We start from the raw sequence: 20,427 nt of genomic DNA, 5'->3' as shown, positions 1-20,427 counted from the left end.
CCTGACCCCCCTTGAACTTCCAGCCCAACGAGCAGCACGACAGCATCCGCGAGGCGGTGCGCACCCTGTGCTCGCGCTTCGATGCCAATTACTGGCTGGAGAAGGACAAGCACGGAGGCTTTCCGCTCGACTTCCACCGCGCGATGGCTGATGCCGGCTGGCTCGGCATCTGCACGCCCGAAGCCTATGGCGGCTCGGGGCTGGGCATCACCGAGGCCAGCATCCTGATGCAGACCATCGCCGAGTCCGGTGCGGGCCTGTCGGGGGCGTCGTCCATCCACATGAACATCTTTGGCCTGCAGCCGGTGGTGGTGTACGGCTCCGAAGAGCAGAAGCAGCGGTTTTTGCCGCCGTTGGTGAAGGGCGAACAGAAGGCCTGTTTTGGTGTGACCGAGCCCGATGCGGGCCTGGACACCACGCACCTGAAGACGCGCGCCGAGCGGGTCAAGGGCGGCTACGTGCTGCACGGGCGCAAGGTGTGGATTTCCACCGCGCAGGTCGCGGACCGCATCCTGATCCTGACCCGCACCACGCCCATCGAGCAGTGCAAGAAGCCCACCCAGGGCATGACCCTGTTCTATGCGCCGCTGGATCGCCGCTACGTCGACATCCGCGAGATCGACAAGATGGGCCGTCACTGCGTGGACTCCAATGAGCTGGCAATCGACGGCCTGCCGGTCTCCGACGAAGACCGCGTGGGCGAGGAAGGGCGTGGCTTCGAATACATCCTGCATGGACTCAACCCCGAGCGGGTGCTGATTGCCTCCGAGGCCGTGGGCCTGGGGCGCGCCGCCCTCAACCGCGCGGTGAACTACGCGAAGGAGCGTGAGGTGTTCGGTCGCGCCATCGGCAAGAACCAGGCGATCCAGCACCCGCTGGCCGAAAGCTGGATCGAACTTGAAGCCGCCGAGCTGCTGGCGCGCCGTGCCGGCTGGAAGTACGACCAGGGCCTGCCTTGCGGGCCGGATGCCAATGCCGCCAAGTTTTACGCTGCCGAGGTGGGCTTCCGCGCCTGCACGCGTGCGGTCGCCACGCATGGCGGCATGGGCTATGCCAAGGAGTACCACGTCGAACGCTACCTGCGCGAGATGATGATTCCGCGCATCGCGCCGATCAGCCCGCAACTGATTCTGTGCCATATCGCCGAGAAAGTGCTCGGCCTTCCGAAAAGCTACTGAGGGATTCAAAACGATGAGTGCCCAACCCACGCCTGACGCGATTGCGCAGGCTGAACGCGACGACCAGGTTCGCTTGCTTCAGGACAGCGTCACCGCCTTCGCGGCAGGCCGCCTGCCGCTGTCGCGCGCGCGCAAGCTGCGCAAGGCGCAGCCGGAATTCGACCCGGCGATGTTCGAGGAGCTGGCAGGGCAGGGCTGGACCGGCCTGCTGCTGCCCGAGGAATTTGGCGGTTTTGGCCTCGGCTTTGCCGAAGCGCGCGTGGTGATCGAGGGACTTGCCGCGCAGCTCGCGCCTGAGCCCATGGTGCCGGTTGCCGTGCTGGCGGCCGGGGCGCTGCGGCGGTGTGCCCAGTCGGTGCAGCGCGATGAACTGCTCGGCGCCGTTGCGGCCGGCACCGCGGTGCCGGGCCTGGTCTGGCAGGACGTGGCCGGCAGCCTGGAGCTTGATTCGCCGCCGTTCACTGCAGTGCCTGCAGGCGACGGCTGGACGCTGGACGGCGAGGCACGTTTCGTGCGCCCGGGCAGCGGCGCCACCGTGTATCTGTTGCTGGCCTCCACGCCGCAAGGGGTCGCGCTGTTCGCCGTGGCGCCGGACCGCAGCGGGCTTGAGGTGAAACACGAGGCCCAGGCCGACGGCACCTCGCTGGCACGCCTCAAAGCCACCAAGCTGTCGGTAAACGCTGCCGCGATGCTCACCCTGGACCGCGCCGACCTGGCCGCCGCGCTCGACGAGGCGCTGGTGATGAACGCGGTCGAGTTGCTCGCGCTGATCGTGCGCATGCGCGCTATGACGCTCGACTACCTCAAGACGCGCATGCAGTTCGGCAAGGCCATCGGCAGCTTCCAGTCGCTGCAGCATCGTTCTGCCGACATGCTGATGCAGGAAGAATTGACCCGTGCCGTGGTCGGCCAGGCGGTCGCCGCGCTCGATGCGGACGTGACCCGGCACAAGCGCACCAGCATGGCCAGTCGCGCCAAGGCGCGTGCTGCCGAGGTGGCCATGTCCACCGCGCGCGAGGCGATTCAGATGCACGGCGGCATTGCCGTCACCGACGAATACGACCTCAGTCTCTACGTCAACCGGGTGCTGTCGCTGGCGCCCTGGCTGGGCAATGCCCAGGCACACCGTCGGCGCTATGTGCGCCTGAATCCTCCCGTGGCCGGAAGCGAGGGCTGAACACCATGCAAAAGACCGACTGGAACACCCTCACCGACGACGACTTCCGCAGCCAGGTGCGCGCGTTCTTTCACGCCAACTACCCGGAACACCTGCGCTACCCCAAGACCCGACTGCGCTGGGCGCAGGTAAAGGACTGGTACCTGACCCTGTCGAAGCAGGGCTGGCTGGCCCCGGCGTGGCCGCAGCAGTACGGCGGCATGGGGCTGACGCCCTCGAAGCTGGTCATCTTCATGGAGGAGCTTGAGCTGCACGGCATCGGCCGCGCGCCGGACATGGGCATCGTCATGGTCGGGCCGCTGCTGATCCAGCACGGCACCGAGGAACAGAAGGCCTACTACCTGCCGAAGATCCTCTCCGGCGAGCATGTCTGGTGCCAGGGCTATTCCGAGCCGAACGCCGGCTCCGACCTCGCCAGTCTGCGCACCGAGGCCGTGCTCGACGGCGATCATTTCATCGTCAACGGCCAGAAGACCTGGACCTCGCTGGCCCAGGACGCCACGCACATCTTCATGCTGGTGCGCACCGACAAGCAGGCCAAGAAGCAGGAAGGCATCAGCTTCCTGCTGGCCGAAACCAGCACGCCGGGCATCGAGCTGCGGCCGATCCGCAACCTTGCCGGCCACGAGGAATTCTGCGAGACCTTCCTGCGCGACGTGCGCGTGCCCAAGGAAAACATCGTGGGCGAAATGAACCGTGGCTGGACCATCGCCAAGGCGTTGCTCAGTTTCGAGCGCATCGGCATCGGCGGCCCCAAGCAGAGCCAGTACGCCATGGCGCGACTCGAAGAACTGGCGCTGCAACTGGGTCTGACCGAAGACCAGGGCTTCATGGACACCTATGCGCGCTACAAGCTCGACGTGCTGGATCATGCGGCGCTGTACGAGCGCTTCGTCGATCAGGTGCGTCGCGGCGAAACGCTGGGGTCCGACGTCTCCATGCTCAAGATCATGGGCACCGAGAACTACCAGAAGATCTCCCAGTTGCTGGTCGAGACTGCGGGCAGCGCCGGTGGCCTGGTGGGTGATGTGGACATCGGCGGCGAATCCTTCGACTGGCTGACCAGCTACTACAACGCGCGGCCGGCGACGATCTACGGCGGGTCCAACGAGATCCAGCGAAACATCCTGTCCTCGCAGGTGCTGGGTCTGACGTCCTGAGCGCAACACCAATTCCAGGGAGAGTACGAGATGAGCAAGATGATGGAAGGCAAGGTGGTGGTCATCACTGGCAGCGGCCGCGGCATCGGGCGCGACATGGCGCTGCTGATGGCCGCCGAGGGCGCGGCCGTGGTGGTCAACGACCTCGGCGTTTCGGTGGATGGCAGCGAATCCGCTGAAACGCCGGCCGCCGAAGTGGTGCGCGAGATCGAGAGTCGCGGCGGCCGCGCGGTCGCCAGCTATGAGAGCGTGTCGGACTGGGTGGCAGCCGGGCGCATCGTGCAGTGCGCGATGGACACCTTCGGGCGCATCGACGCGGTGGTGAACAATGCCGGCATCCTGCGCGACCGCTACTTCTTCAACATGAGCGTGGACGAGTGGCGCAGCGTCATCGACGTGCACCTCAACGGCACGTTCTACGTTTCGCGCGCCGCTGCGCCGCATTTCAAGTCGCAGAACTCGGGCGCCTATGTACACATGACGTCCACCTCCGGACTGATCGGCAACTACGGCCAGGCCAATTACGGCGCGGCCAAGCTCGGCATCGCCTCGCTGTCCAAGCAGATCGCCATGGATATGAAGCGCTACAACGTGCGCTCCAACTGCATCTCGCCGTTCGCCTGGAGCCGCATGATCGGTTCTATTCCCACCGAGACGCCGCAGCAGAAGGCGCGGGTGGAAAAGCTCAAGAAGATGGAAGCCGGCAAGATCGCGCCGGTGGCGGTGTATTTGGCCAGCGACGCGGCCCACGAGGTGTCCGGGCAGATTTTCGCCGTGCGCGCCAACGAGATCTTCCTGATGAGCCAGCCGCGTCCCATCCGCGGCGTGCATCGCGGGGAGGGCTGGACGCCGCAGACCGTTGCCGAACACGCCATGCCCGCGCTCAAGGCCGACTTCTTCGCCCTGGAAACCAGCGGCGAAGTGTTCTCCTGGGACCCGGTCTAAGCCATGGCGGTCGACTACCAGCACCTGCTCCACTATCCGATTCCGGAGGTCCGGCAGAAGTACACGCGCAAGGACACCATGCTCTATGCGCTGGGCATCGGGCTGGGCGCAGACCCGATGGACGAACAGCAACTGCGCTACGTCTACGAAGACGGCCTGCGGGTGCTGCCGACCTATCCGGTGGTGCTCGGGCATCCCGGCTTCTGGTGGAAGAAACCGGATACCGGCGTCGACTGGGTGCGCATCGTTCACGGCGAGCAGGGTCTGATCATTCACAAGCTGCCGCCGCCGGAAGGCGAACTGATCGGCCGCACGCGGGTGACGGGCATCGTCGACAAGGGGGCCGGCAAGGGCATCCTCGTCTACTCCGAACGCACCCTTACCGACGCCGCCACCGGCGAGCTTCTGGCGACCCTGCCCAACACCACGTTCTGCCGTGGCGATGGCGGCATCGGCGCGCCGACCGGCCCGACGCCGCCGGTGCATGAAATCCCGACACGCGAGCCGGATGTGTCGATTACGCTCGACACCCTGCCGCAGGCGGCGCTGATCTATCGGCTGTCGGGCGATGACAACCCGCTGCACGCCGACCCCAAGGTGGCACGCGCGGCCAAGTTTGATCGTCCCATCCTGCACGGGCTGTGCACCTTCGGGGTGGCGGGCCATGCACTGGTCAAGGCGCTGGACTACGACGCCAGCCGCATCGCCTCGATGCATGCGCGCTTCACCGCGCCGGTCTATCCGGGCGAGTCGCTGACCACCGACATCTGGCGCGACGGCACGTTGTGGTCATTCCGCACCCGGGTCGCGGCCCGCGACCTGGTCGTGCTTGGCAACGGCCGCCTGCAGCTTCATTCCTGAACCCTGTCACCCATCCGGGAGTTTTACTGTGTCCGATCAACCCGAAGTCGCCCCGCAGATTGCCGAACTGATCAAGATGTTTCCGCAGATCGGCTTCCAGAAAGTACTGGGCATCGAGGTCGTGGAGACCGTGCCCGACCGCGCCGTGGTGCGCCTGCCGCATCGCATGGACCTGTGCGGCGGCGGCAATGCGCTGCATGGCGGCGTGATCTCCAGCATGCTCGACCTTACCGGCGCGCTGGCGGCTTGGTCCGGCCACGACATCGCCCGCGGCATGAAAGCCTCGACCGTCACGCTCACCGTGAACTTTGTCGGCGCCGCGATGGGCACCGCCATCCTCGCCACCGGCGAAGTCCGCCGCCGCGGCAAGGAATTGATCTTCTGCGACGTGAAAATCGTCGAAGACAGCGACGCGCGTCGCCTTGTGGCCACCGGCTCGATGATCTACCGCATCGTCTGAAGTTGTTCCCCTGTACCCATATTCATCCACACGAAACATTGAGATTGCCATGACCTACGAAGACTTCCAGTTCCTCAGCTTCGAACACCGCCCCAACGGCGTGCTCGTCATCACCATCAACCGCCCCGAAGTCATGAACGCGACCAATGCGCGCCTGCACTGGGAACTGACCAAGATCTGGCAGGTGGTGCATGACGACGCCAAGACCAAGGTGGCGGTCATCACCGGCTCCGGCGACCGCGCCTTCTCGGCCGGCGGCGATCTGGAATGGATCAGCAACATGGTCGGCAATCCCAAGGAGATCAGCGTCGTGATGCAGGAGGCCGCCGAAGTGGTCTACAGCATCATGAATTGCGAGAAGGTGGTGATCTCCGCGATCAACGGTGTTGCGGTGGGTGCCGGTCTGGCGGTTGCCATGCTCGCCGACATCAGCATCATGGCCGAGGAGGCCAAGATCACCGACGGTCACGTCAAGCTCGGTGTCGGCGCGGGCGATCACGCGGCCATCATCTGGCCGCTGCTCTGCGGCATGGCCAAGGCCAAGTACTACCTGCTCACCGCCGAGTTCATCGACGGCAAGGAAGCCGAGCGCATCGGCCTGGTCAGTGCCTGCGTGCCGCGCGCTCAGCTGATGGAGAAGGCCTTGTCGGTCGCGGACAAGCTGGCCGCCGGCAGCCAGGGCGCGATCCGCCTGACCAAGCGTTCGCTCAACGGCTGGATGAACATGGCCCGCCCGATCTTCGAAAGCTCGCTGGCCATGGAGATGCTCTGCTTCCTCGGCGAGGATGCCCCCGAAGGGGTGAAGGCCGTGCGCGAGAAGCGTGCCCCGAAATTCCCCTCCGCGCAGTAAGGCGTTGCGGCCGACCGCGCGCCATGTCGCGGTCGGCCGCAAATCCAACAATCCCTGCACCGGATTGGGCACCGCAGTCTGGTGCAGGCGGCGGGTCGAGAGCCGGACTCTATTTTTCCTGAAGGATTATCGAACGTGAACTTTGAACTGAGCAGCGAGCAGCGCATGATTCTGGAGTATGGCGACAAGGTCTCGCAGCAGTACGACCGCCGCTACTGGATGAGCTACGCGGAAAAGCACGAGCCGCCCAAGGAATTGCTTGCCCAGGTGGCATCCGATGGCTTTCTGGGGCTCATGGTGCCGGAGGCTTACGGCGGTGCCGGCCAGGGCATGATGGAAATGGCCCTGTTCATGGAGGGCCTGTCCAATAACGGCATTCCGCTGCTCAGTCTGGTGGTCAATTCCACCATGTCGCTGGCGCTGATCGCCATGCACGGCACCGAAGAGCAGAAGCAGAAATATCTGCCGGCCGCCTGCCGCGGCGAGATCAAGTTCTGCTTCGCCATCACCGAGCCCGACGCCGGATCCAACACCATGGAAATCACGTCCATTGCGCGGCGCGACGGCAAGGGCTTCAAGCTCAATGGCCAGAAGACCTACATCACCGACGCCAATTCTGCCGATTACGCCCTGGTGGTCAGCCGCACCAAGCCGCACGGCGAGGTCAGCCGCAAGACCGACGGCTTCACCCTGTTCATCGTCGACATGCGCGCCAAGGGCGTGAGCAAGACGGTGATTCCGGTCAGCATCCCCATGCCGGAGTCGCAGTGGCAGGTGTTCTTCGACGACGTGGAACTGACCGAGGCCGACGCGCTGGGCAGCGTCGACGAAGGCTTCAAGATCCTGTTCGACACGCTCAATCCCGAACGCATCATCCTGTCCGCGCTGTGCGTCGGCGTGGGCCGTTTCGCCCTGCGCAAGGCCGTGGCCTATGCCAACGAGCGCAAGCTGTTCAACAAGGTGCCGATCGGCGCCTATCAGGGTCTGCAGCATCCGCTGGCGGTGGCCCACTCCGAAATCGAGATGGCCGGGCTGATGACGCACAAGGCCGCCTGGGCCTTCGACAACCGCCTGCCTGCCGGCGAATTCGCCAATATGGCGAAGTACGCGGCAGCCGAGGCCGGCATCCACGCGGTGGACGCATCGCTGCAATGTTTCGGTGGCAACGGTTTCACCAAGGAATACGGCATCTTCGATCTGTACCCGATGGTGCGCCTGCTGCGCACCGCGCCGCTGAACCGCGAGATGGTGCTCAACTACATCGGCGAAAAGGTCATGGGCCTGCCGCGCTCGTACTGATGCCCACCTTGTCGCCCAAGGCTTCGCCAAAATCCCCCGGCGGTGCGCTCACCGGCATCCGGGTGGTTGACCTGTCACGCGTTCTGGGCGGGCCGTACTGCACGCAGATCCTGTCCGATCACGGGGCCAGTGTGGTCAAGGTCGAGCCGCCGATGGGCGACGAGACCCGGACCTGGGGACCGCCTTTCGTCGAGGGCACGGCCTCGTATTTTCTCGGCGTCAATCGCAACAAGCAGGACATCGTGCTGGATCTCTCGCGGCCCGAAGGCCGCGAGGCGGTTTTGCGCCTGCTTGCCGATGCTGACGTGCTGGTCGAGAACTTCAAGACCGGCACGATGGAGAAGTGGGGCCTGGGCTTCGAGGACGTGCTGCGTGAACGCTTCCCCCGACTGATCCATTGTCGCGTGTCCGGCTTCGGCGGCGATGGTCCGCTGGGCGGTGCGCCGGGCTACGACGCGGTGGCCCAGGCCATGGGGGGGCTGATGAGCGTCAACGGTGACCCCGCCAGCGGCCCGACGCGCATCGGCATTCCCATCGTGGACATGACCACCGGGCTGAACGCGGTGATCGGCATACTGCTGGCGCTCGCCGAGCGGCAGCGGTCCGGGCAGGGGCAGTTTGTCGAGGCCACGCTGTTCGACACCGCCGTGGGCCTGCTGCATCCGCACGCCGCCAACTGGTTCGTCAACGGCCAGGTGCCGGTGCTGGCGGGCAGCGGCCATCCCAACGTGGTGCCCTACGACAAGTTCGAGACCCGCAGCGGCGAAGTGTTTCTGGGCATCGGCAACGACGGGCAGTTCCGCAAGTTCTGCGCGTTCGTGGGCGCCCCGGAGCTGGCCACCGACCCGCGCTATGCCAGCAACGGCGAGCGCAACCGCAATCGTATTGCGCTGCGCGCCTCGATCGAAACCCTGTTGGCAGATCGGGATGCCGCAGAACTGTGCGAAGGCCTGCTGAAGGCCGGCATCCCGGCAGGGCCGGTCAACCAGTTGCCGCAGGTCTTGCAGCACCCGCACACGCTGCACCGCGAGATGGTGGTGGAGTTCGACAACGGGCAGCGCGGGCTGGGCATTCCGGTGAAGCTGTCGCGCACGCCGGGATCGGTGCATGCGGCGGCCCCCACCCTGGGCCAGCACACGCGCGAGGTGTTGTTGGGGCTGGGATATTCCAGCACCGAGGTCGACGCGATGATCGAGCAGGGCATCGCACGCGCCCCCTGAATCGCGGCCCGGCACTGCCGCGTCGTGTTGCGCGGCAGTGCGGCCGGTGCAGGCGGATCAGTGCGGGGCGGGCGGGGGCTGATCCGCGGCGTTCGGATACACGTTGCGGTCCATGAACTTCTTCATCAGCCGCAGATACCGGCCCTGTTGCAGATGCAGCAGGTGATTTCCGGGAAACCAGTGCACATCGCTGCCCGCCCAGTGCTGGTGCAGCAGGCTGACGAAGCGCGGTGAGGTGAAGCGGTCCCCCGCGCCACCAATCACCATCAGGCGCCCCGCATCCAGGCGGGGTGGACGGCTGAGCGGACTGTGCAGGGCCATGCTCTGCCGCAGCTCGGGAAAGGTCCAGCCGTCGGTCAGCACCGAGCGGCGCATGAGCGCGCCCAGGGGCTGCCATTCCATCGCCATGTCAGCCGCCGCGACCACCGGCGAATTGGGAATCGCAAACGCCAGGCGCGATTCGACCGTGCTCAGCATGGCGGTCATGTAGCCGCCCAGGCTCAGGCCGGAAATGCCCACCTGCGGTGCACCGCGGCTCAACAGCTCCTGCGTCCACACCCGCAGGTCGCTGACCCCCTGCAACATCGATTCATTGGTGCGCGCCAGGCCGCCACCGAAAAACCCGTAGCCGCTGTAGGGGTGCAGCCGCTCGGCGCGCGGCCCATGGAAGGGGAGGCTGGGCAGCAGCACGTCGTAGCCCATGCGGAACAGCCACGGCAGGCAGAACGCACGGCTGTTCACACGCGGATCGTCGAGCAGGTAGCCATGCACGAAGATCAGCGTCGGTCGCGGCTTGCCCATCGGCCGGCGGATGTACAGCGCGGTGGCGCGGCGGTTGCGTTCGTTGCGGGCGTAATCCGCGCGCAGCGCCGGATTGAGCGGCTCGAAGGGGCTGTCGAAGCTCAGGCGTTCGCACACCGCCTCGCCAAAGCCGAGACCCCAGCCCGAGGTCTTGCGCGTCCGCACCGGCACGGCCGGCGGCGCGATGTAGACCGCGTCAGCGTCGGCGTCGGCCAGCGGCGCATAGAAGCGGAGCCGCTCGCGCTCGATGGCGCGGGCGCGCGGCGTGCCGAGGCTGCGCATCAGGGCCAGGGCCATCACCGAGCCCAGGGCGGTGCGCGCCACCTGATCGACGGCCGCAGTCGTAAGCACCTTCAGTGGGTCGCTGCGGTCGAGCAGGGTGGCGTAGGGATGCCGGTAGTAATCCGCAGGCAGGGACTGCCACCAGGGGCGTGCAGCGGTGGTCGAGGTCATGGGCTTAGGGCCTTAACGGGCTTTCAGGGGGCGGATCAGCCCGTCTTGGGCGCTGGAGGCCACCAGCCGGCCGGCGCGATCGTAGATGGCGCCGCGGACGAAGCCCCGGGCGTTCTGCGCGGTGGGTGAGTCCATCACGTAGAGCAGCCATTCGTCGGCCCGCAGCGGGCGGTGGATCCACAGCGAATGATCGACCGTGGAGGGCTGCATGCTGGGGACGTACCACGGCACCCCGTGCGGCCGCAGCGAGGTGCCGAGAAAACACAGGTCGCTGGCGAAGGCGAGCAGCGCGTAGTGCAGCCGGGGGTCGTCGGGCACCGTCCGGCAGACGCGGAACCAGTGCGCGTATTCCGGCGGGCGGACCTTGTCGCCGAACACGCTGTCGGGTTCCAGCGGATGCACGTCCAGGCCCATGCGCTGGGTCATGCTGACTTCCAGCATCGAGTGCGGCACCGTGCCGGTTTGCTGCACCCAGTCGGCGAGCAGGCTGCTGGTACTGGCCAGTGTCTCCGGCTCGGGCGCGGGGGGCATTTCGATCTGGTGCTCGAAGCCTTCTTCTTTGCGATGGAACGAGGCCATCAGGCTCAGGATCACCCGCCCGTTCTGCAGCGCATTGACGCGCCGCGCCGAGAAGGCGCCGCCGTCGCGCAGGCGCTCCACCTCGAAGTCGACGGGATCGTCCGGGGTGCCCGGCAGCAGGAAGCAGGCGTGCAGCGCGTGGGGTGCGCGATCCTCCACGGTGAGCTGCGCGGCCATGACGGTCTGCGCGAAGATCTGGCCGCCGTAGAGGCGACGGCGACCGAATTCGCGCGGCTGCGCGCGGAAGCGGTCCTTGCCGAGCGCCCGCAGATCGAGCACGCCAAGCACTTCCGCGACCGCGTCCGTTGTGGGGAAGGGAGGCGTCATGGCATCCATGTGTGAAATTGGGATTCAGCCATTGCTGCCAGTGTTGCGCAGCAGGTTGTCCACGGCGCGCTCGAGTTGCACCAGGGTGCCGCACTCGCGAACGGTGTGGCAGCAGGGCGCATAGCGCGGCATTTCGGAGTCGCCCAGGGCCCAGAAGCTGCGGGGCTCGGGGTTGAGCCAGACCACGCGGCGCGCGCGCTTGTGCAGTTCGCGCATCACCTCCACTTCCGGTTCGGCGCGATTGTTGCGGCCGTCGCCGAGAATGATGACGGCGGTGCGTCGATCGACCTTGGGCAGTTCCTGCGTCGCGAAGTCGCGCAGCATGGTGCCGTAGTTGGTGCCGGTGCCGCCCACCTGGTCGAGCACGCGCTCGATGGCGATGTGCGGCGGATCGCGGTCGAAGTGCCCGGAGACATCCACCAGCCGGTGCGTGAACGCGAAGCTGCGCACATCGGGCAACACGTCGCGCAGGCCATAGAGCAGCAACAGGAGAAACCGCGCGTAGGACGCCACCGAGCGCGACACGTCGCAGATGGCGATGACCTTGGGTTTGGAGATGGGCCGGTTCTTCCAGCGCGTCTCGAACAGCACGCCACCGTAGGCGACATTGCGCGCCAGGGTGCGCCGCACGTCGAGCACGCCGCGCCGCTGGCGGCGCTGGCGCAGGGCGTGTCGCGTGGCCAGTCGGCGCGCCAGCTTGTGGATCAGGCGCAGCATGCGGTCGAAGTCGCGGCGCTCGATGTTCGACAGGCGCTGCGTGCTCAGCGTGGTGTCGCGTAGCTTCTCGGTGGCGGACTTGCCGTACAGCACCAGGCGACGCGAAACATGGTCGCGCACTTCCTCGAACAGGCGCTCGCGCGCCGCTTTCAAGCGCGAGATGCGCGAAACAGTCGCCGCACTCGGCGAGGGCTGGGCGGCCAGGGCGTGTTCTTCGGCGATCAGATCCCCGGCGCCCATGGCCTCCAGCATGCGCCGCGTGTACAGGCCACGCTGCGTCGGCAGCCAGGCGCCGGTGATGCCGACCTGCTGCTCGGCAGCGCGCAGGCGCACCGCCAGGCCCGCGCGGGCGGCGGTTTCGATCATGCGCAGCAGGGTGTCGGTGGGTGTCCGGGTCTCGCGCGACGGCGGGGCATCGGTATCCGCGTCATTGCCGTCGTCCGGCTCGGATTCGGGGGCACCGGGCAAGCGCTCGCCGAACATCGTGAACGAGAAGTAGCGCTCGAACACGTCGTCGAAAATGGCGCGGCCCGGCTCGGTCTTCGCCAGCGTGGCGCCCAGGGCTTCGCGCAGGCGGTCGCGATCGTCCAGCCCGACGATGCGGGCGGCGCGATAGGCGTCCACGCATTCCGACAACCCCGGCTCCAGGCCGCTGCCGCGCAGCGCCAGCACGAACTCCTCAAGCGCGCGCTGCATGAACCTGCGCGGCGTTGCGGGTCGCCTGCATCACCTGGGGCAGGGCGGCCAGCGCGGTGGCGACATCTTCCTCGTGCTTGAGCAGGGTGGTGAGCGTGTCGCGCACCAGGTCTTCGCCGAGTTCGTCGGCGTTGAGCAGCACCAGCGTGCGCGCCCAGTCCAGCGTCTCGCTGACCGCGGGATGCTTCTTCAGGTCCAGCGCGCGCAGGCCATGCACGAAAGCGACCAGGCTGGTCGCCAGATACGGTGCCAGCTCGGGCACGCGGGTCTGAACGATCTGCCGTTCCAGCGCGGCCTCGGGATAAGGAATGTGCAGGTGCAGGCAGCGGCGGCGCAGTGCGTCGGACAGCTCCCGCGCGCCGTTGCTGGTCAGCAGCACGATCGGGCGCACCTTGGCGCTCACCGTGCCGAGCTCCGGCACCGAGATCTGGTAGTCGGACAGCAGTTCGAGCAGGAAGGCCTCGAACTCCGGGTCGGCCTTGTCGATCTCGTCCACCAGCAGCACGCAGCCCGCCGGTTCGCGCAGGGCGCGCAGCAGGGGGCGCGGTTCGAGGAAGCTCTCGGAGTAGAACAGGTCGTCGTGCGCGTGCAGTTTCTCCAGGGCCTTTTCCAGCGTGCCGGCGCCCTGCATCAGCTCGCCGAGCTTGTCGCGCAGGATCTGCGTGTAGAGCAATTGCTTGCCGTACTTCCATTCGTACAGGGCCTTGGATTCGTCCAGGCCCTCGTAGCACTGCATGCGCACCAGTGGCACTTCGAGCAGGGACGCCAGCGCCTTGGCCAACTCGGTCTTGCCGACGCCGGCGGGGCCTTCGACCAGCAGCGGCTTTTCCAGGTGCAGGCCGAGGTACACGGCCGTGCCGATGCGTTTGCTGGCGATGTATTGCTGCGTTGTCAGGCCGGAGAGAAAATCCTCGGGGCAGGTGTAGGTCGGGGCATGCAGGGTTTTCATGCGGAGGGGGTGAGTTGCTGGATGCGCTCGGCGACGATTTCCCGCGCACGCGCGTATTCCATCTTGCCGTTGTCCTTGCGCGGAATCTTGTCCACCACGAACAGGTGGCGGGGCTTCTTGTAGTTGGCCAGGCGCGCTGAGCATTGATGGGCGATGTCGTCCAGCGAGCCGCTGCGGCCCGGATGGAACTCGATCAGCGCGGCGATCACCTGGCCGTAACGGGCGTCGGGAGCGCCCACCACGACGCAGTCGGCGACGCCTGGCTGGTCATGGATCACGTTCTCCACTTCTTCCGGGAACACCTTTTCGCCGCCGGTGTTGATCACGCCCGAGCCGCGGCCTAGCAGGGTCAGCGAGCCATCCGCTTCGACCGTGCAGACGTCGCCGAAGATCGAGTAACGCACGCCGTTGATGGTGCGGAAAATCTTCGCGGTCTTGGCCTCGTCGCGCCAGTAGCCGCGCGGAATCAGTCCGCAGATCGCGAGCTGGCCGGTGATCCCGGAGCCGGGCACGACCTCGCGATCCTGGTCGTCGAACACCTTCATGTGCGAGGACAGACGAAAGCGCATGGGCTTGATCTCGCCCTCCTGCGCGGTGATCGGTTCCGAGCGGCCCAGGCCGTCGGAGGCACCGAGCGAGTCGACGATGATGAGCTGCGGGATCTTCTTCAGCAGACCCTGCTTGACCTTGGGCGACCACACCACGCCGGAGCTGTTCATCATCAGCATCGACGCGGTGTCGTAGGGATGGCGCTCCAGTTCTTCCAGCAGCGGCACGGCAAAAGCGTCGCCGACGATGATGATGGTGCAGACCTTCTCGCGTTCGACGGTGCGCCAGACCTCTGCGGCATCGAACCTCGTGCCTTCGAGGAAGATCACCGCGTCGCCGGCGGTGAGCGTGTTCATCGCGGTGAGCCAGCCGGTGCCGTGCATCAGCGGACAGGCCACCAGGGTGGGATTGGGAAAGCGGCGCATCGCCCGGGCCTTTCGGGCGGCTACATCGAGCGGCCCGCTGGCACGCTCGCGGAACGAGCGCTCGGCATATCGACCCAGCGCTTCGCGCACGGGTTCGCGTGCGATCAGCCAGCGGAACACCGGCGATTGCATGAAGCGGGAAATCGCGTTCTCGTGCCCGGTGCGCGACCGGAACATGGACGCCGGTGCGCGCGGCAGACGATCAATGATGCCGCGCACCATGGGCCCCAGCAGACGGTGCATCTCGCGGTACACCGTGGTGTCCCACATCACGCCCTTGGGAAAGCCGGTGGTGCCGCCGGTGTAGAGCAGGAACAGGAGGTCGTCGTTGTTCGGCGCGGCCCAGGACAGCTTTGGCGGCGTGGCCGCGCCGTGGGCAAGGCAGGCCGCGTAGGCCCTGCGCCCGGTGGGCAGCGCGGCCTGCGCCGAGGGTCCGATCACCACGACCAGTTTCAGCCGCGGGCACTGTGCGGCGATCGGCTCGAAGGTCGGCAGGAAATCTTCGTTGATCACCAGCACGGCTGCGCCGGAGTCTTCGAGCAGGTACAGCAGTTCTTCCGACCGGTACTTGTAGTTGACGTTGCACGGCACCAGCGCCAGCTTCATCGCCGCCAGGTAGCTCTCGATGTAGGCCGGCGAGTTGCGTTCCATCACCGCGACGCGATCCCCGCGCTGCAGGGCGGCCGCTTCGAGCAGTGCGTTGGCCATGCGGTTGTTGCGCTCGTCCACCTGCCGCCAGCTCAGGCGCTGCTGGCCCTGGATCAGGCAGGGATAGTCCGGGATCGCTTTCGCGGTGGCGGTGAACTTCGCCGCCATATGCAGGTTCTGTTGGGTCATGCGATTCGAGCGCGGCGGCGGAAGACGCGCAGCACCGCGTGCGCCCTGCAGGCCACGCTGCCGTCGTCGGCATACAGGCGCCCGTCGACGAAGGCGAGGCTACCGCCTCGGCGCACGACCTCGCCTTCTCCGACGACCTGGGTCGCGACCATCATCGGCGCGAGATACTCCACGTTGAGGCTAAGCGTGACCTGGCCCACGGTGTCCGGCGGATTGCTGGAATGCACTGCCAGGCCGACCACGGCGTCGAGCATGTAGGCCAGCACACCACCATTGACCGCCATGGTTCCGCCGCCACCGCGATGATGCTCCTGCACGTCCAGCACCAGGCGCCCGCGGCCGTCTGCGGCGTCGAGCACACGCATGCCCATCCAGCTGAAAAAAGGCGTCTGGTCCCAGGCTTTTGCGTCTGCCAGGAGAGCGCCCGGTTCGAAGCGCTGAGGTGCGGGCGCAAACGGCGTTTTAAGTGGATGATCGGGGCCAGACATGGTCGGGTGAAGCTCTTGTCACGGGTTCTTAATCAAACTAACATCCGTTAGACAATCGTCGCAAGCACCCGCGAAGCACTGTCTCGCGAGGCTGCAGTCAAGTCCTTCGAAGGAGAACCCCGTGTACATCACTCAGACCCTGCGGCGCGCGGTGCAGATCCGCGCCAACGATACCGCCACGATCTGCGGCAATCGTCGCCAGACCTGGGCTCAGTTCGAGCAGCGTATTGCCCGGTTGGGCGCTGCCCTGAAGTCGCTTGGGGTGGGCTCTGAAGATCGCGTGGCGGTGCTGGCACTGAACAGCGACCGCTACGTCGAGTATTTTTACGCGGTGGCCTGGATCGGTGCGGCCGCCAACCCGGTGAACATTCGCCTGGCGCCGCCAGAGATCGCCTACACGCTCGACGACTCCGCCAGTGCCGTGCTGTTCGTGGACGATGCCTTCGCAGCAATGTTGCCGGCGCTGCGTCCATTGATGAAAACGGTCAAGCACGTCGTGTTCATGGGCGATGGGGCGCTGCCCGAGGGCTGCCTGTCTTACGAAGCCCTGATTGCCGATCACGCGCCCGTGGCCGACGCCAATGTCGGCGGCGGCGCGCTGGCCGGCCTGTTCTACACCGGCGGCACCACCGGCAAGTCCAAGGGCGTGATGCTCACGCACGACAACGTGGTGTTCAATGCCCTGAACGTGATTCCGGCGCTGCATTACGACGACACCGCCATCTACCTGCACGCGGCGCCGATGTTCCACTTGGCCGACATGGCCAATACCTTCGCCGTGACCATGGCGGGGGGCACCCATGTCGCCATCCCACGCTTCGACGTGGATGATGTGCTCACCACCGTCGCCCGCGAACGCGTGACCCACACGGTGCTGGTGCCGACCATGATCAATCTGCTGGTCAGCTCCGGGAAGATTGCGGAGCATGACGTCTCCAGCCTGCGGCGCATGTTGTACGGCGCTTCACCGATGCCGGAGGCAGTGCTCCTGCGGGCGATGGCGGCGCTGCCCGGCGTCGGCTTCACGCAGGGCTATGGCCAGACCGAGGCGGCCCCGTTGGTAAGCTTTCTGGAGGCCAAGTTCCATGTTGCGGGTGGCACCAAGCTCACCAGCGCGGGCCGGCCGGCCTACGGCGTCGAAGTTCTGGTCATGAACGAGGACGACGTGGAGGTGCCGCGCGGCACGGTCGGCGAGATCTGCGCCCGCGGCCCGAATGTGATGCGCGGCTACTGGGGACTGGAAGAGCAGAGCCGGCAGACACTGCGCAACGGCTGGCTGCACACCGGTGACCTGGGCTACATGGACCCCGATGGTTTCATCTTCCTGGTTGATCGCGCCAAGGACATGATCATCAGCGGCGGCGAGAACATCTTCAGCGTCGAGGTGGAAGGGGCCATCTACCAGCATCCGGCCGTACAGGAATGCGCGGTCATCGGTATTCCCAGCGAGCAATGGGGCGAGGCGGTACTCGCCGTGGTGGTGCCCAAAGATGGTGCCACCGTGACCGGCGAAGAGATCATCGCCCACTGCCGCACGCTGATCGCCGGCTACAAGGTGCCGCGCAGCGTCGAACTTCGCCAGGAGCCGCTGCCGGTCAGTGGCGCCGGGAAGATCCTCAAGACCGACCTGCGCAAGCCGTACTGGGCGGGTCGCAGCAAGTCCGTCAATTGATCGGCGCGACGATTGGGCGCGTGGCCTGCGCTTTTCATCTGGATGCGTCATGAGTGATGGTTTCGATTTTCCCGACGGGCATGCGGTCGACCGCGCCATAGAAAGCCGCCGCTCGGTCCGCGCGTTCACGGACCAGCCGGTTTCCCGCGAGGTGATCGAACACTTGTTGCAGGTCGCCGCGCGCGCACCCTCGGGCACCAACACGCAGCCGTGGAAAGTCTACGTTCTGAGCGGTGCCGCGCGGGATGCCCTGAGCCGCGAAATCCTCGACGCCTTCGACCAGCCCGACTGGGTGCATACCCATCGTGACGAGTACGACTACTACCCGACCGAGTGGAAGTCGCCGTTCATCGACCGGCGTCGCAAGGTGGGTTGGGATCTGTACGGCCTGCTCGGCATCGGCAAGCAGGACAAGCAGGGCATGCATGCGCAGCATGCGCGCAACTATCGCTTCTTCGATGCCCCGGTCGGCCTGATGTTCACCATTGACCGCAGTCTGGCGCGTGGAAGCTGGATGGATTACGGCATGTTCCTGCAGAACATCATGGTCGCGGCGCGCGGCCGGGGGCTGGATACCTGCCCGCAGGCGGCGTTCACACCTTTCCACGGCATCATCGCGCGGCACATCGCCATGCCCCCGGAAGAGATGCTGGTCTGCGGCATGGCACTGGGCTACGCCGACAACGCGCACATCGCCAACCGTCTGGTGACGGAGCGCGAACCCGTAGCCGGGTTTGCGCGGTTTATCGAGCGGCCGCTGGGCTGACCTGCAACAGGTATCCGAAACGCTTCAGGTGCAGCGCACCGGCAGCTTCCAGGGGTCCTTGTCCAGTTGCTCGATGCGGTCGCGAATCTTGTTGTTCACCGGTGCGGTCGGGAACCGGTTCAAGAATCCGCTTAGCTCGTGTTGCACACTCTGGATCTCACCACAGGCGCAGGTACCGAGACTGATGGCGTCCTCGACGTTCGCCAGTGATTCCGTGACTTTGTCCTTGTAGCGCCCGGGCGACTGACGCTGGTACTCGAGCCAGCTGGCGTAATACGGCGCGATCAGGTCTTCGCCGTAGCGTACGCACACGCCGCGACCCTGCGGTTTGACATAGATCGGCAGGTAGTCCGGCGCGATGGATTTTTCCATCAGGGTGAAGAACGCCAGGTCGGCCGGTTCGCCACGCTTCTCGGCTAAGGCGCGGAAGAACTTGGGGTCAGGGTCGGCAAAGATGTCGAGTCCGCGGCTGAGCACGAAGCCTTTCAGGCGGGATCGCAGGTCGGCGAACTCGGCATCCGACAGGTACTCGATCCAGGCCTGATCCTTGGTGATGGTCATCAGATCGTTCTGTGCGGCGAGAGCCGCGTTGTACACGGGTTCCAGCGACGTCCTCGGCCCCGGCTTTTCAATCGCGGCAACCTGGTCCAGGTAGGCCGCGACCGAAGGCGGTGCGTCCCGCGGTGGCGGGTTGGCGGACACGGTCGCCGATGCCATCAGGATCAGAGCCGCGAAGCGGGTGGTTTTCATCATCATGGGTGTGCGCTCATAAAAACGAGTGGATGAACTTGCGTGCGACAGGAGCTGGTCGTTGACTGGAAGATTCTCTGCGAACTGAGTAACTAGCCTTTCCGCTGATCGAAGGCTCTGCCGTAGACCATGGCCGCGATGGTGTTGCGCAGGATCTCCGTGGTGCCGCCGCCAAGCGAGAAGCCACGCGAGTCGCGCACCATGCGTTCCAGCGGGAACTCGCGCGTGAAGCCGTAATGGCCGTGAATCTGCAGCGCTTCGTTGGTCACGCGCTGCACCATCTCGTTGGCGTAGAGCTTGGCGTAGGCCGCTTCCAGCGGGTCTGGAAAACCGTCCACCAGATTCGTTGCGGCGCGATAGATCATCAGGCGCGCGGCATGGATCTGCGTGGCCATGTCCGCGATCTTCCACTGGATGCCCTGGAATTCACAGATCGGCTTGCCGAACTGCTTGCGCTCCAGCGAATAGCTGCGCGCCAGTTCGTAGGCACCCTGTGCTACGCCCAGGCACATCGCGGCATTGCCGACGCGCTCGGGGCCGAAGGAACTCATCAGGCGCTTGAAGCTGCGCGTGGAGTTCGGGTCGCCGGCCATGATCAGGTTCTCCACCGGCACCCGGCAGTGATCGAAGAACAGCTCCACTTCCGCCACACCACGCCCGCCCATCTTCGGACCGGGATGGCCGATCTCGAAGCCTGGCGTGCCCTTTTCCACCACCAGCGCGCCGATGCCGCGCGGCCCCTGGGTCTTGCCCCAGCGCGCGAACACCAGGATGTGCGTCGCCACGTGGCCGCCGGTGCAGAAGCACTTCTGGCCGTTGAGGATGATGTGATCGCCGTCGGGCGTGGCACTGGTGATCATGTCGGTCATCGCCGAGCCGGCCCCCGGCTCGCTGATGCCGATGCCGAAGATGTTCTCGCCGCTGACGCAGCCCGGCAGCCAGCGCTTCTTCTGTTCCTCGTTGGCCAGAATGGTGATCGCCCGCGACGGACCGTTGATGCCTACCTGTGCCACCAGCGCGGTGTTGAAGCAGACCCGCGCAATCTCTTCGAGCAGGATGGTGCCCTGGATGATGGGCGCGCCGGAGCCGCCGTATTCCTCCGGTATCACCAGCCCGAGATAACCCAGCTCGGCCAGCAGCTTGAGGTTTTCGGTGGGGTAGATTTCCTCTTCGTCCCAGTAGGCGGCCTTGGCTGCAAAGGCCCGTTCGGCCATCTTGCGGGCTTCCTGACGAAAGGATTCGAGTTCGGGGTCGAGTTGAAACATGGT

19 protein-coding genes are annotated in these 20,427 nt (G+C 65.9%); 11 read left to right on the top strand and 8 right to left on the bottom strand.

Annotation, left to right across the window (positions count from 1 at the left end):
* Window positions 1-11 precede the first annotated feature (11 nt).
* From ACOOHP_RS10860 to ACOOHP_RS10820, 9 genes are all read left to right on the top strand, one after another.
* Window positions 12-1,178: an acyl-CoA dehydrogenase family protein gene (locus ACOOHP_RS10860; RefSeq protein ID WP_420466441.1), complete on the top strand. Its 1,167-nt coding sequence runs from the start codon at window positions 12-14 to the stop codon at window positions 1,176-1,178.
* A gap of 13 nt (window positions 1,179-1,191) precedes the next feature.
* Window positions 1,192-2,355, top strand: a complete 1,164-nt coding sequence (locus ACOOHP_RS10855) for an acyl-CoA dehydrogenase family protein (protein ID WP_420466440.1) — start codon at window positions 1,192-1,194, stop codon at window positions 2,353-2,355.
* Window positions 2,356-2,360: 5 nt separating this feature from the next.
* A complete protein-coding gene (locus tag ACOOHP_RS10850; RefSeq protein ID WP_420466439.1) occupies window positions 2,361-3,515 on the top strand; it encodes an acyl-CoA dehydrogenase family protein in 1,155 nt (384 codons plus the stop codon).
* Between the two features lie 30 nt (window positions 3,516-3,545).
* On the top strand, window positions 3,546-4,460 hold the full coding sequence (locus ACOOHP_RS10845) for an SDR family NAD(P)-dependent oxidoreductase (protein ID WP_420466438.1): 915 nt from the start codon (window positions 3,546-3,548) through the stop codon (window positions 4,458-4,460).
* Window positions 4,461-4,463: 3 nt separating this feature from the next.
* Window positions 4,464-5,321, top strand: coding sequence for a MaoC/PaaZ C-terminal domain-containing protein (locus ACOOHP_RS10840; RefSeq protein ID WP_420466437.1), 858 nt, complete (start codon window positions 4,464-4,466; stop codon window positions 5,319-5,321).
* A gap of 28 nt (window positions 5,322-5,349) precedes the next feature.
* The gene (locus ACOOHP_RS10835) at window positions 5,350-5,781 is read left to right on the top strand and encodes a PaaI family thioesterase (RefSeq protein WP_420466436.1); all 432 of its coding nucleotides are present in this window, start codon (window positions 5,350-5,352) and stop codon (window positions 5,779-5,781) included.
* A gap of 49 nt (window positions 5,782-5,830) precedes the next feature.
* A complete protein-coding gene (locus ACOOHP_RS10830) occupies window positions 5,831-6,631 on the top strand; it encodes an enoyl-CoA hydratase/isomerase family protein (protein WP_420466435.1) in 801 nt (266 codons plus the stop codon).
* Window positions 6,632-6,766: 135 nt separating this feature from the next.
* A complete protein-coding gene (locus tag ACOOHP_RS10825) occupies window positions 6,767-7,930 on the top strand; it encodes an acyl-CoA dehydrogenase family protein (RefSeq protein ID WP_420466434.1) in 1,164 nt (387 codons plus the stop codon).
* Complete coding sequence (locus ACOOHP_RS10820) at window positions 7,930-9,150, top strand: CaiB/BaiF CoA transferase family protein (RefSeq protein WP_420466433.1); 1,221 nt, start codon at window positions 7,930-7,932, stop codon at window positions 9,148-9,150. Before ACOOHP_RS10825 ends, ACOOHP_RS10820 begins: the two co-directional genes overlap by 1 nt.
* Window positions 9,151-9,207: 57 nt before the next feature.
* On the opposite strand, the gene ACOOHP_RS10815 is transcribed toward ACOOHP_RS10820, so the two are convergent.
* The 6 genes from ACOOHP_RS10815 to ACOOHP_RS10790 are packed head-to-tail and all read right to left on the bottom strand — an operon-like array spanning window position 9,208 to window position 15,971.
* Window positions 9,208-10,404, bottom strand: a complete 1,197-nt coding sequence (locus tag ACOOHP_RS10815) for an alpha/beta hydrolase family protein (protein WP_420466432.1) — start codon at window positions 10,402-10,404, stop codon at window positions 9,208-9,210.
* 12 nt (window positions 10,405-10,416) lie between these two features.
* On the bottom strand, window positions 10,417-11,310 hold the full coding sequence (locus tag ACOOHP_RS10810) for an acyl-CoA thioesterase (protein WP_420466431.1): 894 nt from the start codon (window positions 11,308-11,310) through the stop codon (window positions 10,417-10,419).
* 24 nt (window positions 11,311-11,334) lie between these two features.
* The gene (locus tag ACOOHP_RS10805; RefSeq protein WP_420466430.1) at window positions 11,335-12,723 is read right to left on the bottom strand and encodes a VWA domain-containing protein; all 1,389 of its coding nucleotides are present in this window, start codon (window positions 12,721-12,723) and stop codon (window positions 11,335-11,337) included.
* On the bottom strand, window positions 12,707-13,672 hold the full coding sequence (locus tag ACOOHP_RS10800) for an AAA family ATPase (protein WP_420466429.1): 966 nt from the start codon (window positions 13,670-13,672) through the stop codon (window positions 12,707-12,709). Before ACOOHP_RS10800 ends, ACOOHP_RS10805 begins: the two co-directional genes overlap by 17 nt.
* Window positions 13,669-15,483 carry an AMP-binding protein gene (locus ACOOHP_RS10795; protein WP_420466428.1) on the bottom strand — a complete coding sequence of 605 codons (1,815 nt, stop codon included), beginning with the start codon at window positions 15,481-15,483 and terminating at the stop codon, window positions 13,669-13,671. Before ACOOHP_RS10795 ends, ACOOHP_RS10800 begins: the two co-directional genes overlap by 4 nt.
* A complete protein-coding gene (locus ACOOHP_RS10790; protein ID WP_420466427.1) occupies window positions 15,480-15,971 on the bottom strand; it encodes a PaaI family thioesterase in 492 nt (163 codons plus the stop codon). Before ACOOHP_RS10790 ends, ACOOHP_RS10795 begins: the two co-directional genes overlap by 4 nt.
* A gap of 121 nt (window positions 15,972-16,092) precedes the next feature.
* Between ACOOHP_RS10790 and ACOOHP_RS10785 the strand changes: the two genes are divergently transcribed.
* Both ACOOHP_RS10785 and ACOOHP_RS10780 read left to right on the top strand, forming a co-directional pair.
* On the top strand, window positions 16,093-17,643 hold the full coding sequence (locus ACOOHP_RS10785) for a long-chain-fatty-acid--CoA ligase (RefSeq protein WP_420466426.1): 1,551 nt from the start codon (window positions 16,093-16,095) through the stop codon (window positions 17,641-17,643).
* Window positions 17,644-17,692: 49 nt separating this feature from the next.
* Window positions 17,693-18,409 (top strand): nitroreductase, encoded by a 717-nt coding sequence (locus ACOOHP_RS10780; RefSeq protein WP_420466425.1) that lies wholly within the window; start codon window positions 17,693-17,695, stop codon window positions 18,407-18,409.
* 24 nt (window positions 18,410-18,433) lie between these two features.
* On the opposite strand, the gene ACOOHP_RS10775 is transcribed toward ACOOHP_RS10780, so the two are convergent.
* Together ACOOHP_RS10775 and ACOOHP_RS10770 are read right to left on the bottom strand one after the other, a co-directional pair.
* On the bottom strand, window positions 18,434-19,165 hold the full coding sequence (locus tag ACOOHP_RS10775) for a hypothetical protein (RefSeq protein ID WP_420466424.1): 732 nt from the start codon (window positions 19,163-19,165) through the stop codon (window positions 18,434-18,436).
* 86 nt (window positions 19,166-19,251) lie between these two features.
* On the bottom strand, window positions 19,252-20,424 hold the full coding sequence (locus ACOOHP_RS10770; RefSeq protein WP_420466423.1) for an acyl-CoA dehydrogenase family protein: 1,173 nt from the start codon (window positions 20,422-20,424) through the stop codon (window positions 19,252-19,254).
* Window positions 20,425-20,427: the final 3 nt, after the last annotated feature.

Source organism: Panacagrimonas sp. (assembly GCF_965216805.1).
Lineage (GTDB): Bacteria > Pseudomonadota > Gammaproteobacteria > Nevskiales > Nevskiaceae > Panacagrimonas.
Note: the sequence above shows the minus strand (reverse complement) of the source record. Positions and strands in the feature narration are given on the sequence as shown.